General features: G+C 67.1%; 14 protein-coding genes. 3 read left to right on the forward strand and 11 right to left on the reverse strand.

Annotation, left to right across the window (positions count from 1 at the left end; all coding sequences use genetic code 11):
• Positions 1 to 29 precede the first annotated feature (29 nt).
• The 7 genes from AvAM_RS13650 to AvAM_RS13680 all read right to left on the reverse strand — a co-directional run bounded on the left by AvAM_RS13650 (position 30) and on the right by AvAM_RS13680 (position 5,462).
• Positions 30 to 1,364, reverse strand: a complete 1,335-nt coding sequence (locus tag AvAM_RS13650; protein WP_137747567.1) for an AarF/ABC1/UbiB kinase family protein — start codon at positions 1,362 to 1,364, stop codon at positions 30 to 32.
• Entirely contained in the window at positions 1,351 to 1,926 is a 576-nt protein-coding gene (locus AvAM_RS13655; protein WP_137747568.1) for a DUF2867 domain-containing protein, read from the reverse strand. The genes AvAM_RS13650 and AvAM_RS13655 overlap by 14 nt, the downstream gene beginning before the upstream one ends.
• Positions 1,923 to 2,780 (reverse strand): TetR/AcrR family transcriptional regulator, encoded by an 858-nt coding sequence (locus AvAM_RS13660; protein ID WP_137747569.1) that lies wholly within the window; start codon positions 2,778 to 2,780, stop codon positions 1,923 to 1,925. Before AvAM_RS13660 ends, AvAM_RS13655 begins: the two co-directional genes overlap by 4 nt.
• A 127-nt stretch (positions 2,781 to 2,907) precedes the next feature.
• On the reverse strand, positions 2,908 to 3,102 hold the full coding sequence (locus tag AvAM_RS13665) for a helix-turn-helix transcriptional regulator (protein WP_137747570.1): 195 nt from the start codon (positions 3,100 to 3,102) through the stop codon (positions 2,908 to 2,910).
• Between the two features lie 9 nt (positions 3,103 to 3,111).
• Positions 3,112 to 4,155: an NAD-dependent epimerase/dehydratase family protein gene (locus AvAM_RS13670; protein WP_137747571.1), complete on the reverse strand. Its 1,044-nt coding sequence runs from the start codon at positions 4,153 to 4,155 to the stop codon at positions 3,112 to 3,114.
• Positions 4,156 to 4,157: 2 nt separating this feature from the next.
• The gene (locus AvAM_RS26035; RefSeq protein WP_137747572.1) at positions 4,158 to 4,550 is read right to left on the reverse strand and encodes a hypothetical protein; all 393 of its coding nucleotides are present in this window, start codon (positions 4,548 to 4,550) and stop codon (positions 4,158 to 4,160) included.
• Between the two features lie 180 nt (positions 4,551 to 4,730).
• A complete protein-coding gene (locus AvAM_RS13680) occupies positions 4,731 to 5,462 on the reverse strand; it encodes a helix-turn-helix transcriptional regulator (RefSeq protein ID WP_137747573.1) in 732 nt (243 codons plus the stop codon).
• Between the two features lie 154 nt (positions 5,463 to 5,616).
• Between AvAM_RS13680 and AvAM_RS13685 the strand changes: the two genes are divergently transcribed.
• Positions 5,617 to 6,459 carry a hypothetical protein gene (locus tag AvAM_RS13685; RefSeq protein ID WP_249368132.1) on the forward strand — a complete coding sequence of 281 codons (843 nt, stop codon included), beginning with the start codon at positions 5,617 to 5,619 and terminating at the stop codon, positions 6,457 to 6,459.
• 55 nt (positions 6,460 to 6,514) lie between these two features.
• Complete coding sequence (locus AvAM_RS13690; protein ID WP_137747574.1) at positions 6,515 to 8,455, forward strand: MFS transporter; 1,941 nt, start codon at positions 6,515 to 6,517, stop codon at positions 8,453 to 8,455.
• A gap of 34 nt (positions 8,456 to 8,489) precedes the next feature.
• Here the strand turns inward: AvAM_RS13690 and AvAM_RS13695 are convergent, their stop codons facing one another.
• Together AvAM_RS13695 and AvAM_RS13700 are read right to left on the reverse strand one after the other, a co-directional pair.
• Positions 8,490 to 9,488, reverse strand: a complete 999-nt coding sequence (locus AvAM_RS13695; protein ID WP_137747575.1) for a tripartite tricarboxylate transporter substrate binding protein — start codon at positions 9,486 to 9,488, stop codon at positions 8,490 to 8,492.
• A gap of 124 nt (positions 9,489 to 9,612) precedes the next feature.
• Positions 9,613 to 10,629, reverse strand: coding sequence for a 1-aminocyclopropane-1-carboxylate deaminase (locus AvAM_RS13700; RefSeq protein WP_137747576.1), 1,017 nt, complete (start codon positions 10,627 to 10,629; stop codon positions 9,613 to 9,615).
• A gap of 163 nt (positions 10,630 to 10,792) precedes the next feature.
• Between AvAM_RS13700 and AvAM_RS13705 the strand changes: the two genes are divergently transcribed.
• A complete protein-coding gene (locus AvAM_RS13705) occupies positions 10,793 to 11,308 on the forward strand; it encodes an Lrp/AsnC family transcriptional regulator (protein WP_137747577.1) in 516 nt (171 codons plus the stop codon).
• Between the two features lie 15 nt (positions 11,309 to 11,323).
• Here the strand turns inward: AvAM_RS13705 and AvAM_RS13710 are convergent, their stop codons facing one another.
• Both AvAM_RS13710 and AvAM_RS13715 read right to left on the reverse strand, forming a co-directional pair.
• Positions 11,324 to 12,238, reverse strand: a complete 915-nt coding sequence (locus AvAM_RS13710) for an EamA family transporter (RefSeq protein WP_137747578.1) — start codon at positions 12,236 to 12,238, stop codon at positions 11,324 to 11,326.
• Positions 12,239 to 12,332: 94 nt separating this feature from the next.
• Positions 12,333 to 13,529: a trans-acting enoyl reductase family protein gene (locus tag AvAM_RS13715; protein WP_137747579.1), complete on the reverse strand. Its 1,197-nt coding sequence runs from the start codon at positions 13,527 to 13,529 to the stop codon at positions 12,333 to 12,335.
• Positions 13,530 to 13,741: the final 212 nt, after the last annotated feature.

Raw genomic sequence — 13,741 nt, forward strand, 5'->3', positions numbered from 1 at the left:
GGTGTCTATCTTGTTCGTGAAGGGGGCGGTCAAGGGTTGGCGCCGGTGGGTGTGAGCCAATGTGCTCCCCGGGTGTGCACCCGTGCGCCCAGCTGCGTGAGCAGGTGCATCAGGCCCATCCACATGCGCTCGAACGCGGGCATCTCACTGGGCACCTGCTGCAGGTGGCGGCCCAGCATGCGCTGGTCTGCGGGGGGCGTCAGCGGCGGTGGGGTCTTGGTGCCAAAGTCGAACACGGCTTGTGTGAATGGCTCGATCTGCCAGGCCTGCATCACGGCCAGGGCCGGGGCCAGGTCGGTGCGGTAGGTGGGCAGGCTGACATCCGGCCCGGCCAGGCCCAGGGCCTGGTAGGCCTGCAGCACCAGCGCATGGCGCTCTGGGTCGTCCGCTGGCCGCAGCAGTGCCGACCAGGCCTGCGTGACCTGCGCGCGAAACCCGGTGGACAGGCTGCGCGTGCAGCCAAAGTCCAGCACGCCCACCGTGCCATCGGGCGCAAACAGAAAGTTGCCTGGGTGGGGGTCGGCATGCACCCGGCCCAGCACAAAGATGCAGTGCATGAACCAGTCCCACAGGTGCTGCCCGGCCTGGTCGCGCTGCGCCTGCGTGGGCTGGGTGGCCAGCCAGGCCTGCAGCGGCTGGCCGGGCACAAACTGCTGCGTGAGCACCTGGGCGCGGGTGTGCGACAGGATGGGCCGGGCCATCACCACCCCCGGCTGCGCGGCGTGCTGGGCAAACCATTGCAGCTGTTCGGCCTCTTGCAGGTAGTCCACCTCGCGCAGCAGGGTGGCCTCGATCTCGGTCATTACGCTGTCCATCACCGCGTCGGTGGGCAGGGGCAGGTCGGTGTGGGCCAGGGCGCGCAGCGCGGTGCGCATGAGCTGCATGTCGTTGGCAATGGTGGCGGCGATGCCGGGGTACTGCACCTTGACGGCCACCGTGCCGTGGCCTGCGAGCTGCGCGCGGTGCACCTGGCCCAGGCTGGCGGCGGCAAACGCGGTGGGCTCGAAATGGTCGAACAGCGCCTCGGGCTCCTGCCCGAAGGCCTGGCGGAACACGCGGCCCACCAGCGCGCGGTTGAGCGGCGGGGCCTGGTGGTGGGCGCGCGCCAGCTCGCGCCGCACGCCCTCAGGCAGCAGCTGCGGGTGCATGCTGAGCAGCTGCGACACCTTGAGCGCCGAGCCCCGCAGCTGCCCCAGTGCGCCAAACAGGATGCGGCCCAGCGCGGCCTCGTGCTCGGCCTGTGCCTGGGCGGAGCGCTTGCGCGTGCGATGCCCCAGTTCGGCCATGCCGATGCGCGCCGCTGCCAGCCCGGTGATGGCGCTGCGGGCCAGCTTGCCGGTGCGCGGGGCCTCAGCCTTGGCCATGTTCTGCCAGGCGCTGTGCCGTGCCGCGTGCAATCACGCGGTGGATGGGCGTGATCACCGCCATGTACGCATGGCCCAGCGTGTTGTGGATGTGCACCACCGTGCTCAGCACCACCCGGGGCGCGGCGCCGGGGGCGGCGGGCTGTTTGCAGATGGACACCTGCACGTCCAGGTGCTTGTCGTCCTGGCCCATCACCACCTCGGTGTCGCTCAGGTGCCGGATGCGGAAGATGCCCACGCGGTCACCCACGCGGTAGCTGCGCGCGTCGCGCAGAGGGCGGCCGCTGGCGGGCGGGTGGCCGTCGTGCAGCTGGCCCAGGTCCTTCAGGCCCACCAGGCGCACGGCCTTGTTGCGCACGAACATGAGGGCGCGTGTCCATGCCGGGGTGCGGGCCGCAACGTCCAGCCACGACTGCAAGGCCGAGCGCGCGGGGTGCCGGTCGGCCACCTCGTAGGCATCAAAAAAATCGGCCCCGGGCAGGGTGGCGTGGATGGCCGTGCCGGGCGGCACCTGGGTGGCGCGCACGGTGGTGGGGGCAGCGGTGGCTGTGGGCGAGTTCATGGGGCGCTCTTCTTCTTGCGGGGCGTGGCGGGCTTCGTTGCGGCCGGGGCGCTGGGTGCGCGTTTAGCGCGGCGTGGTGGCGCCGCCGGGGGCTCAGGGCTGCGCTGGGCGGGGGATGCGTGTGGCGGGGCACTGCCCAGCGTCTGCCGCGCCAGTTGCAGCATGCCCAGCAGGCCGCTGCCGTGCTGGGCCATGCGCGCCATCTGGCTGCGCAGCACAAAGCCGCCCAGCTGCGCCACGCGGTTGACCAGGCCCACGCGCAGCGCCTGCACCAGCACACCGAGCGACAGGTCCACCAGCTGCGTGGTGTCGGCGAATTCGTCGGAGGTGTCGGCCAGCCAATAGCTCACCACGCCCGCGAGGTAGTCGGTGTAGAGGCTGCCCGCCAGGCCCTTGAAGTCGCAGGGCTCGATCTCGCCGCTGGCCTCGGCGGCTTCCAGAAAACCGGCCACCGCGTCGCGCAGGCCCTGGCGCGCCGCCAGGGGTTCGGCCAGCATCGACAGCGGCGAGCGCCGCGCCAGGCTGCGCACCTGGGCCACAAATTCGCGGTCGGCCAGCAGGCGCTCCAGCACCGCGTCGGTCAGGCGCTGCAGCTTTTCCTGCAGGCTGTAGCCGCCAAACCCCGGGGTCTTCAGCGTGTCGGCCAGCGCCTGTTGGACGGTGTCGTCCAGGTAGCCGACCACGATGCGGTCTTTGGTGGGGAAGTATTTGTAGATCGTCGCATCGCCAATGCCTGCAGCGCGCGCGATGTCCTTCATCGTCGTGCCATCGAAGCCTTGGCGGGTCATGAGGTCCACCGCGCTGGCCACGATCTGGCGGCGCGTGGCGTCTTGTTGCTGGCGGGTGGTTTTCATTTGACTATCTTTAAATAAACAAAATTTGTTATTTAAAGAATAGTAAATTTCTTTTGTCGCGTCAACAGGTGCGTGCAGGCCCGGCGTGCGCCATTGCGCGGCACGCGGTACGTGAGGGGGGGCGGGCTCAGTCCTCGGGCACGAAGATCTGCTCGATGGACCGCTGCAGCACCTGGGCGATCTTGAAGGCCAGGGGCAGGCTGGGGTCGTACTTGCCCGCTTCGATGGAGTGCACCGTCTGGCGGCTCACGCCCAGCGCGTCGGCCAGCGCCTGCTGGGTCATGCCGCGGTCCTGCCGCAGGGCTTTGAGGTGGTTGCGCATGGGGCTGCCTTACGCGGGTGCCAGGCCGTCGGCCACGAGCTGCTCCACGTGCTCGCCGAGCGTGTCGAGGGCGGGCCGGTACGCCACCCCGAGTTCGGTCCGGCTGCGCGTGGTGTCGAACTGCATCGGGTGCCCGACGTTGTGGCGCACATACCGGCGTGCCATGCCAGCTGCGGGCGCGATGAGCCACATCAGCCACTTGGGCACTTCCTTGGTAGGCAGCCGGGCGCTCCGGTTGGGGTGGCTCTGGCGCAGGCGCTGCGCGATTTCCAGCAGGCGCAGGCTCTCGCCCACGACGATGTAGCGGCCCGATGCGCCCGGCAGCAGCGCCGCGCTGACGTGGGCCTGGGCGACGTCGCGCACGTCCACCGTGCCCAGCCACAGCTCTGGTACGCCCTGGCGGAAGGAGCCGTCCAGAAACTGGCGCAGCAGTTGCACGCTGGTGGCATCGTCGCGCTGCGACAGCGACGGCCCGAAGATGGCGCCCGGGTGCACACTCACCATCGACCAGCGGTTCTGCCGCGCCTGCATGTCCCAGGCCAGCGCCTCGGCGCGGGTCTTGGACAGTGCGTACGCATTGCTCTGCGCGGTGGACGTGCGGTTCACGTCCGTTTCGGCCAGCGCCTGCCCGGGCCGGGCCTGCAGCTCGACGCTGTCCCCGTACATCGCCACGATGCTGCTGGTGACGACCACGCGCTGCACGCTGGCCGTGCGGTTGACGGCCTCCAGCACATGGCGCGTGCCCTCCACGGCGGGGGCGATCAGCTCGCGCTCTGGGTCGGCCGAGGTGCCCAGCCGGTAGGGCGACGCGGTGTGCACCACGGCACTACAGCCTTCCATGGCCGCGTCGAACCCCTGGGCCTTCAGCAGATCAGCCTCGAAGAGCACGAGCCGGCCGGGATGCTCTGCCGACAGCCGCTGCAGGTGCGCTAGCTTGCGGCCATCCTGCAGGCTGCGCACCGTGCCGTGCACGGTATGGCCTTGTTCGAGCAGCAGCTTCACCACCCACGATGCGAGGTACCCGGCTGCGCCGGTCACGGCAACGCGCGCCATGCTCAGCTCACCCGGTGGTGGGTGATGCACAGCCCCAGGCCCCACGCGGCGATCAGCCCCGCAGCGACTGCCAGCGGATGCACCGACGGTGCCAGGCCCAGGGCCTGCAGCGCCGACACCACGAGCAAACTGGCCAGCACCAGCCCCACCGCCCATTGGCAGGCCCGGCCATGCATCTGCCGCTGCAGCTCATCAAGCCGCCGGTATCTGCGCCACCCCAGCCATGCCAGCAGCGCACACGCCCCCGCCAGCAACCCCGCCGTCCAACGCCCGGAGGCGCCCGGCAGATGCGCCAGCTCCAGGCTGGCCAAGCCCAGCAGAATGATCACCAGCAGCCCCGCCAGCACCTTGGCCAGGTAGCTGATCTGCTCCACGGGAGAAGGAAGTTCGTTCATGCGCGCCGTCCTGAAAGTAAAGTTTGCTTGACAAAATTTTCGCCCGAGAGATCTGACGATGTCAAGTTTCTTTTACTTTTTGGAGGAGAGCTGCAAGTTGGAGGGGCCAATGTTCAAGACTTTTTTGCCTTCTCCGCGCAGTGGTAAAGCGGTTTATGCTATCAATAAGTGAGCATTTGGCTATCTACGCATGCTGGAGAACGCCTCGAACTCCCAGCTGCGCATGGCCAAAAGCAGCGTGTAGCCCTCGCGCTCGCGTTCGGGCAGCTTCTGGTCGGCCAGGTGCTGCTGGGCGAAGTCCTGGGCCACGCGCTGCATGCGCTCCATGAAGGCGGGGGCCAGGCTGCGGCTGATGTTGCCGTGCACCAGCAGCACGCCTTCGCCCATGCCGTCAAAGCCGCCCGCAAAGTAGTCGAGCAGCGCGTGCTCGCGGAAGTAGTTCATCACTGGGCCATGCGGGCGCCAGCGGAAGGTCTTGGCCAGCTTGAGGCGGTAGCGGTTGAGCGGCCGCAGCTCGATGATGCCGATGCGGTCGAGCTGCGCGAGGTACTTGATGCCCTCGGCCTCGGTGAGCCGGTAGGTGGTCACGACCTGCTCCAGCGTCCACTGGCTGAGCACGCAGATCGCCATCAGCAGCAGCTTCTTGTCGCCCACCACGGCCTTTTCCTGCTCCTGGCTCAGCTCCTTGAGCAGCGGCTGCGCATCGGCCACACGCCGCGCCAGGTCGGCAAAGTCCAGCGCCAGCGCGCGGCAGATGGCGTCGATGCGCGACAGCGGCATGTCGCCCTTGGCCAGCATGCGCTTGACGCTGGACTCGGCCATGCCCAGCGCCTGGGCCAGGTCGGCGTAGGTCATCTGCGCGGTCTTGAGTTCTTTTTTCAGGGCGGTGACGAGGTCGGCGGTGGTGCTCATGGCTGGGGGGCGTGGTGGTGGGCAGGGGCAGGCGTTGGGTATCGATTATCAATACCCAAAGTGTCTTGGGTAGCCCTTTGTGCGACTTTTATGGGGCCCGGATGCGATGGCCTGCCCACACTGCGCGGCATTCCAACCCCGCAGGATTTCCGCCATGTCCTTGTTTTCTTCCGCAACTCCTCTGCGCCGGACCGAGACCGGCCTGTTGCTGGGCGCCGCCGCCTTGTTCGCCCTGGCTGTCTGGGGGCCGGTGCTGCCAGCCAGCGAACACCAGCACGCGTTTGCCGACCAGCGTGCGTGGCTGGGGATTCCTTACGCGCTCGATGTGCTGAGCAATCTGCCCTTTGCCCTGGCGGGCGTGTGGGGGCTGGCGGCGTTGCGACGGGCGGTGGGTCTGGACGTGGCCTCGCGGTGGCTGGCCGGGCTATTTTTTGCGGGGCTGCTGTGCACGGCCGCAGGATCGATGCTGTACCACGCACAGCCCGGCGATGCGGGCCTGCTGTGGGACCGGCTGGGGATAGTGCTGCCGTTTGCAGGCCTGCTGGGGCTGGCGGCGGCCAGCCGCGTGAGTGGACGTGCCGGTGGGGCCGCCGCTGGCACGGTGCTGGTTGCCGGGACGCTGGCCGTGGCCTGGTGGGCCCACACCGGCAATCTGATGCCTTGGGCCGTGGTGCAGCTGGGCGGCATGCTGGTGGTGCTGGCCCTGGCGTGCCTGCCCCGGCGCGATGGCGCCCTGGCCGTGCACCTGGGCGCGGTCATTGGCCTGTATGCCGTGGCCAAGCTGTTCGAGGCGGCGGACCACGCGGTGTTTGATGCCACCTACCAGGCGGTGTCGGGCCACAGCCTCAAGCACCTGTTTGCCGCTGGCGCGGCCTGGCCTGTTCTGACGGCCTTGGCGGCGCTGCACCCCCGCACGGCGCCGGGCGGGCCGCAGGTCACGTTGTTTGTGCAGAATGGCGCCCACGCCGTGGGTGTCGCCCGCAGTTCACGTGTGTGAAGTGCGGGCGCGGAAAATTCCAACAAGCCAACCCATCGGAAACGAGGAGAAACGCATGCATCCCGAAACCCCGTCCACCAGCCTGGCGCCAGCGCCCACGCACGAGGACCCGAACCAGTTTGCCCTGCTGCGCCAGCGGCGGTTTGCGCCGTTCTTCTGGACGCAGTTCTCCGGTGCGGCCAACGACAACCTGTTCAAGTTTGCGTTCACCGTGATGGTGACCTACCAGCTCAGCGTGGACTGGCTGCCGCCCGCCATGGCGGGGCTGGTGATTGGCGCGCTGTTCATCCTGCCGTTCCTGCTGTTCTCGGCCACCTCGGGCCAGCTCACCGACAAGTACGACAAGACGAAGATGATCCGCTTCGTGAAGAACATGGAGATCGCCATCATGCTGGTGGCTGCCGTGGGCTTCATCGGCGGCAACATCCCCATCCTGCTGCTGTGCACCTTCCTCATGGGCGTGCACTCCACGCTGTTCGGCCCGGTCAAGTTTGCCTACATGCCCCAGGTGCTCAGCGAGCGCGAACTCACCGGTGGCAACGGCATGGTCGAGATGGGCACCTTTGTCGCCATCCTGCTGGGCAATGTGGCGGGGGGGCTGCTGGTGGCCATTCCCGGCATCGGCCACACCACGGTGGCGGTGGCCTGCGTGGTGGCGGCGCTGATTGGGCGCGCGGTGGCGCATTTCATCCCCTCGGTGCCCGCCACCGACCCGGGCCTGACCATCAACTGGAACCCCTTCACCGAAACCTGGCGCAACCTCAAGCTGGCGCACGGCAACATCGTGGTGTTCCGCTCGCTGCTGGGCATCAGCTGGATGTGGTTCTTTGGCGCGGTGTTCCTGAGCCAGTTCCCGAGCCTGGCCAAGAACGTGCTGCATGGCAACGAGCAGGTGGCTTCGCTGCTGCTGGTGGTTTTCTCCATCGGCATCGGCATCGGCTCGCTGCTGTGCGAGGTGCTGTCGCGCCGCCATGTCGAGATCGGGCTGGTGCCGCTGGGTGCCATCGGCATGAGCGTGTTCTCCATCGACCTGTACTTTGCCTCGCGCAGCCTGCCCGCGTCCGAGATCATTGGCCTGGCCGCCTTCATGGCCCAGGGCGCCCACTGGCGCGTGATGATGGACCTGCTGCTGCTCAGCCTGTTTGCGGGCCTGTACAGCGTGCCCATGTATGCGCTGATCCAGATGCGCAGCCAGCCCACGCACCGTGCGCGCATCATCGCGGCCAACAACATCCTCAACGCGCTGTTCATGATTGCCAGCTCGCTCATCGCCGGGGCCTTGCTGGGCGCGGGCTTCACGGTGCCGCAGATCTTTTTGTTCACCGGCATTGCCAATGCGGTGGTGGCGTTCTACATCTTCATGCTGGTGCCTGAGTACCTGCTGCGCTTTGTGGCCTGGGTGTCGTCGCGGTTTGTGTACCGCTTCAAGGTGCAGGGCGACGAGAACCTGCCTTCCGCAGGCGCTGCCATCCTGGCCTGCAACCATGTGAGTTTTGTGGATGCCGTGCTGCTCATGGCCGCGAGCCCACGCCCCATCTACTTTGTGATGGACCACCGCATCTTCCGCGTGCCCGTGCTGGGCTGGCTGTTCCGCCTGGCCAAGGCGATCCCGATTGCGCCCTACAAGGAAGACCCGAAGACCTACGAAGCCGCCTTTGAGCGCGCAGCCCAGGTGCTGCGTGAGGGCGACCTGCTCGCCATCTTCCCCGAGGGCGGCATCACCAAGGACGGGCAGTTGCAGGAGTTCAAGGGCGGCATCATGAAGATCATCGAGCGCGCACGCGCCGAGGGCATCGAGGCGCCCGTGATCCCCATGGCGCTGACCAACCTGTGGGGCTCGTACTTCAGCCGCATTGAAAAAGGCGGCGCCATGGTGCGGCCGTTCCGCCGGGGCTTCTATAGCCGCGTGGGGCTGAATGTGGGCTCGGCCGTGGCACCGACCGAGGTGCAGCCCACGCTGCTGCGCGAGCGGGTGCAGAAGCTGCTGGTGGCCTGAGGGCCGCGAGCGCGAGCAACCGGCCCGGGAGGGCTCAGTCCGCCCGGATCTGCGCGCGCTGTGCAATGGCGCGCATGCGTGGCAACTCGTCTTCAATCTGCGCGAGCACGGCATCCCCGCTGGCATACGCTGGCTCCAGCCCTGCGGCAATGAGCTTGTTGCGGATCTCGGGGTCTGCCAGGGTGTCGGCCAGGGCCTTGTGCAGCTTGGCCTTGGCCTCTGGGGGCAGGCCCCGTGGTGCGACCACGGCCAGCCACGAATCGGCCGAGAACCCGGGGAAGCCACTTTCTGCCACCGTAGGTACGTCGGGCAGCTGCGTGGCCCGCGTAGCGCCCGTGACCGCAATGGCCTTGATCTTGCCCGCCTTGAGCTGCGGCAAGGCGGCCGCCACGGTGTCGATGGTGAACGGGATCTGCCCGCCCATCAGGTCGGCCATGGCGGGCGCGCTGCCCCGGTAGGGCACATGCATCAGCTTGATGCCGGTCGCCGACCAGGCCAGCTCGGCCGCAAAGTGCCCTGTGGTGCCGTTGCCGAACGAGCCGTACGAGAACTTGTCGGGCGTGCGCTGCACGGCGGCGATCAGCTGCCGGAGGTTGTTCACAGGCACATCGCGGTGGGCCAGCAGAATCAGCGGCACACGGGCGACCAGGCCCACGGGTTCGTAGCTTTTGATGGGGTCGTAGGGCAGCTTGGCGTTCAGCGCAGGGTTCACGGTGAAGGTCGAGCCGGAGCTGATCAACAGCGTGTAGCCATCGGCAGGCGCATTGGCCACATAGGCTGCGCCGACCACGGTGCCCGCGCCCGCCTTGTTTTCCACCACGATGGGCTGGCCGAGCTGGTCACCCAGCTTCTTGCTGATGGTGCGGCCCACGATGTCCACGGCGCCCCCGGGCGGGAAGGGCACGACGAGCTGGACCGGCTTGGCGGGATAGCTTTGGGCATGCGCGAGCCCCTGCGCGCCGAGTCCCAGCCCCGCGACGGCTGCCGCCACGAGGATCACGCTACGACGTCTGGCAAGCTGCAAACACTTCATGGGGGCTCCTTGTGATCGGGAAAGCGGGCGGGCTCCCGCCTTGTGGCCAGGGCCCCTTCGAACAGGCGCTCAGATCAACGACAGCCCGGCCAGCTGTGCCAGCCGTCGCTGCTCGCTGGACGCATCAGCCGTTGCGAAAAAGAAAGCTGTAGGCGTTCAACGCCGGCACCCCTCCCAGGTGCGCGTAGAGCACGCGGGAGCCTTCGGGGAATTCGCCCTTGCGCACCATATCGATCATTCCGTGCATGGACTTGCCTTCGTACACCGGGTCGGTGAGCATGCCTTCCTGGCGTGCGCACAGGCGGATGGCTTCGAGCGTGCCTTCGTTGGGCAGGCCGTACTCGGGGCCGCCGTAGCGGGTGTCCAGCACCACGTCCTCGGCCGTGATGTCCTGGCCCAGCTCCACGAGCTTGGCGGTGTTCTGCGCGATGCGCAGGATCTGCGCGTGCGTCTGCGCGGGCTTGGCGGATGCGTCAATGCCAATCACCTTGCGCGCCCGGCCGTCGGCCGCAAAGCCCACCACCATGCCCGCCTGCGTGCTGCCCGTGACCGAGCAGACCACGATGTAGTCGAACTGGAAGCCCAGTTCTTTTTCCTGCTGGCGCACCTCTTCGGCAAAGCCCGCAAAGCCCAGGCCGCCGTACGGGTGCTCGGAGCAGCCTGCGGGAATGGGGAAGGGCTTGCCACCCGCCTTCTTCACATCGTCCATAGCCTGCTCCCAGCTGGGGCGGATGCCGATGTCGAAGCCCGCCGCGTCCAGCCGCACGTCGGCACCCATGATGCGGCTCATCTCGATGTTGCCCACGCGGTCGTACACCGCGTCGGAGTAGTTGACCCAGTTCTCCTGCACCAGCACGCACTTCATGCCCAGGTGCGCGGCCACGGCGGCCACCTGGCGCGTCTGGTTGGACTGGATGCCGCCGATGGACACCAGCGTGTCGTAGCCGCCTGCGATGGCTTCGGGGATGAGGTATTCGAGCTTGCGTGTCTTGTTGCCGCCGAAGGCGAGGCCCGAGTTGCAGTCCTCGCGCTTGGCATACAGGTGCACCTTGCCACCCAGGTGGGCCGACAGGCGCGGCAGCGCCGTGATGGGCGAGGGTCCGAAGGTGAGCGGGTGGCGGGCAAATTTCTGCAGGTTCATGGCGTGTTCCGGTCAATGAAGAGGGGGCGCAAGCGGGGGGGGGCTTGCAGTGCCTTCATCGTAGAAAAACATGCGCATCAAGTGGTTGCAAAAATTGCTGTAATTTCGGTGTTTTAGTTTTCTGGAAGAGAATGAAAGCCAAAAATATTTCTTCAAATTATTTATGTGCGCAACAAAAGTTCGTGCCAAGAATGCGCCACAGGCTGATGTCTCAGCCGAGCTGGACCGCACCGACAAAACCATCCTGCGGCAGTTGCAGCGTGATGCGTCGCTGTCCAACGTTGCGCTGGCCGAGAAGGTTCATCTGAGTCCTCCCGCCTGCTTGCGCCGCGTGGAGCGCCTCAAGCGCCTGGGCTTGATCGACAAGGTGGTGGCGCTGCTCAACCCCCAGGCCGTGGGGGCGGGCATGCTGGTGATGATTGGTGTGGTGCTGGACCGCTCCACCCCCGAGTCATTTGCCGAGTTTGAAAAGGCCGCCGCCAAGATCTCGGGCTGCATGGAGTGCCATGTGGTCACTGGCGAGTTCGACTACTTCATGCTGGTGCGCACGCGCGACAGCGAGAGCTTCAACCGCCTGCACGCCGAGCAGCTGATCTATTTGCCGGGCGTGCGCCAGGTGCGTTCGTTCATGGTGCTGCGCAACGTGCTGTCCACCACCGAGCTGCAGATGGCGGTGTAGCCGCCGTGGGTGGGTTCACTGCGCCCCGCGCAGCCGTCCCATCACCGCCGCCCAGGCCGGGCCGCCAAACACGTTGACCACCAGCCCAGCCATCAAAAGCCCGGCGCCTGCAAAGTGCACGGGCAGCAACTGCTCGCCAAACACCCACCAGCCTGTGGTCAGCCCCACCACGGGCACAAGCAGCGTGAAGGGCGCCACGCGGTTCACGGGGTAGCGCGACATAAGGTACGTCCACAACCCAAAGCCCAACAGGGTAGAAATCCACGCGATGTAGGCCACAGCGGCCATGGATTGGAAGGACAGGTGTGACAAGGCTGCCCACACCGTGGCAGGCCCGTCCAGCAACAAGGACAGCGCCACAAACGGCAGCGGCGCCACCACGCTGGACCAGACGATGAAGGCAAACTGGTTCATCGGCCCATAGCGCCCCACAGCGCGCGTGACGATATTGCCGCAGCCCCACAGCGCAGCGGCCGCCACGGTCAGCGCAAAGCCCGCCAGCGGCATCGAGGCTCCATGTGCGCTGCCAATCAGCACCAGCCCGACACCCGCCAGCGCCAGGCCCGCGACCTGGTTGCCCTGCCATTTTTCGCGCAGCCACCAGGCGGCCAGCAGCAGCGTGAAGAACGATTGCGCCTGCAGCACCAGCGAGGCCAGGCCCGACGGCATGCCGATGTGGATGGCGGTGAACAGCAGCGCAAACTGGCCCACGGCCATGGTCATGCCGTACAGCAGGTACAGCCTGAGTGGTACCTTGGGCGGCTTGACGAACAACAGCGCCGGAAAGGCCGCCAGCAGGTAGCGCAGCGCGCCCAGCAGCAGGGGCGGCACATCGGCCACCCCGACCTTGATGACGGCAAAGTTCAGCCCCCAGACAACGATGACAAGCAGGGCGAGGGCCAGGTCGCGAGGGCGCAGTGCAGTGTTCATGCCCTGCATTGTGAGCGGCCGCCGGGCAGGTGGCCGTGCGTTTCAGGACCGGCCTGGAACGAAAACGGACAAACCCGGGGGCGGCTTTGAAAAGTCAGATGGGCTCGACCGCGAAGCTCAGCCCCGCGTTGGTCTGCAACCGCGCAATCAGCGGGGCGCCCAGGGCAGGGGCCGTGGTCCAGATGCCGCCTGGGGTGCCGCTGGCATCCTGCAGCAGGCACACGGCGGCCTCGGTGATCATTTTGGAGGTGGAGCCGTAGCCCGGGTCGCGGTCACCCTTCACGCCCACGCGCAAGGCGTTGCCTGCGGCGTCGGTGCCCAGGAACAGCACGTCGTAGAACCCGTTTTCGCGTTCTTCGCGCGAAGGGCCTTCACCGGGCTTGGGGCCTTTGTCCGAACCCAGCGACTTGTCACCCGCCACCGCATTGGCGATGGCTTCGCCCTTTTCGCCGGGGCCGGTGATGAGCATTTCGTCGTACACAAAATCAGTGCCGTAAGCGTGCTGCAGCAGGAAGTTGGAGCGGTGTACGTTGCGTGTGTTGATGGCGGCCATCACGAATGGCGCCACCCAGACGCCATCACCACCCACGGTGCCCAGGGCCTCGTCCACCATGGGCTTGTTGCCCGACGGCTGGCGCGGCCCTTCAAACCCTGGCGTGAGCGAAAACGGGTTCTTCAGCAGATCGAGCACGCCGGGGTTGGTGGCGGCTGCGGCCATGGTGGCCTTGAGGCTGGCAGCCGTGCCGCCCGAGAAGGTGCCCTTCATCTTGCGCACCCGGCCACGCACGCGGCTGGCAGGCTGGCCAAAGCGGGCCTTCATTTCGGTTTGCAGCAGGTACACGCCCAGGTCGAACGGGATCGAGTCGAACCCGCACGAGAACACGATGCGCGCGCCGCTGGCCTTCGCCGCAGCTTCGTAGGCATCGATCATCTGGCGCATCCAGGCGGGCTCGCCGCACAGGTCCACATAGTCCACCCCGGCCTGGGCGCAGGCGGCCACCAGTTCGTTGCCATACAGCTGGTACGGGCCCACGGTGGTCAGCACCAGGCGCGTGGCGTCCATCAGCGCCTGCAGGCTGGCGGGGTTGCTGGTATCGGTCACGACCAGCGGGGTGTCGGCCGGGGCGCCCAGTTCGTCGCGCACGGCGGCAAGCTTTTCGGCGTTGCGCCCCCCCATGGCCCAGCGCAGGCCGCTGCCGGCGGGGTAGCGTTGCAGCAGGTATTCGACCACCAGGCGGCCCGTGAAGCCGGTGGCGCCGTGGACGACGAGGTCAAAGGGTTTCTGAGACATGTTGCTTGTTGCCAGGTGAGGAGGATTGGGCCCGCATTGTGATCGCCTAGCGCAAGGCGCGGTGTCGCGCAAGTGCAGACTTGGCGGTGGGTGCAGGTCTCGAAAGTACAGAAATTCGATACTCTGCAGGGTTTTGGACGGTTCTCCCTGGCTTTGCCGGGGAGGCGAGGATTTTGTGCCGGATCATGTGCGCCATGTTCAACCTGCGAGCG

It is taken from the genome of Acidovorax sp. NB1 (assembly GCF_005405905.1).
GTDB lineage: Bacteria > Pseudomonadota > Gammaproteobacteria > Burkholderiales > Burkholderiaceae_C > Acidovorax.

Excerpts from the sequence above, each read along its gene's own strand:
- AvAM_RS13650 (WP_137747567.1), bottom strand. The coding sequence starts at position 1,364 with ATGGCCAAGGCTGAGGCCCCGCGCACCGGCAAGCTGGCCCGCAGCGCC.
- AvAM_RS13655 (WP_137747568.1), bottom strand. The coding sequence starts at position 1,926 with ATGAACTCGCCCACAGCCACCGCTGCCCCCACCACCGTGCGCGCCACC.
- AvAM_RS13660 (WP_137747569.1), bottom strand. The coding sequence starts at position 2,780 with ATGAAAACCACCCGCCAGCAACAAGACGCCACGCGCCGCCAGATCGTG.
- AvAM_RS13665 (WP_137747570.1), bottom strand. The coding sequence starts at position 3,102 with ATGCGCAACCACCTCAAAGCCCTGCGGCAGGACCGCGGCATGACCCAG.
- AvAM_RS13670 (WP_137747571.1), bottom strand. The coding sequence starts at position 4,155 with ATGGCGCGCGTTGCCGTGACCGGCGCAGCCGGGTACCTCGCATCGTGG.
- AvAM_RS26035 (WP_137747572.1), bottom strand. The coding sequence starts at position 4,550 with ATGAACGAACTTCCTTCTCCCGTGGAGCAGATCAGCTACCTGGCCAAG.
- AvAM_RS13680 (WP_137747573.1), bottom strand. The coding sequence starts at position 5,462 with ATGAGCACCACCGCCGACCTCGTCACCGCCCTGAAAAAAGAACTCAAG.
- AvAM_RS13685 (WP_249368132.1), top strand. The coding sequence starts at position 5,617 with ATGTCCTTGTTTTCTTCCGCAACTCCTCTGCGCCGGACCGAGACCGGC.
- AvAM_RS13690 (WP_137747574.1), top strand. The coding sequence starts at position 6,515 with ATGCATCCCGAAACCCCGTCCACCAGCCTGGCGCCAGCGCCCACGCAC.
- AvAM_RS13695 (WP_137747575.1), bottom strand. The coding sequence starts at position 9,488 with ATGAAGTGTTTGCAGCTTGCCAGACGTCGTAGCGTGATCCTCGTGGCG.
- AvAM_RS13700 (WP_137747576.1), bottom strand. The coding sequence starts at position 10,629 with ATGAACCTGCAGAAATTTGCCCGCCACCCGCTCACCTTCGGACCCTCG.
- AvAM_RS13705 (WP_137747577.1), top strand. The coding sequence starts at position 10,793 with ATGTGCGCAACAAAAGTTCGTGCCAAGAATGCGCCACAGGCTGATGTC.
- AvAM_RS13710 (WP_137747578.1), bottom strand. The coding sequence starts at position 12,238 with ATGAACACTGCACTGCGCCCTCGCGACCTGGCCCTCGCCCTGCTTGTC.
- AvAM_RS13715 (WP_137747579.1), bottom strand. The coding sequence starts at position 13,529 with ATGTCTCAGAAACCCTTTGACCTCGTCGTCCACGGCGCCACCGGCTTC.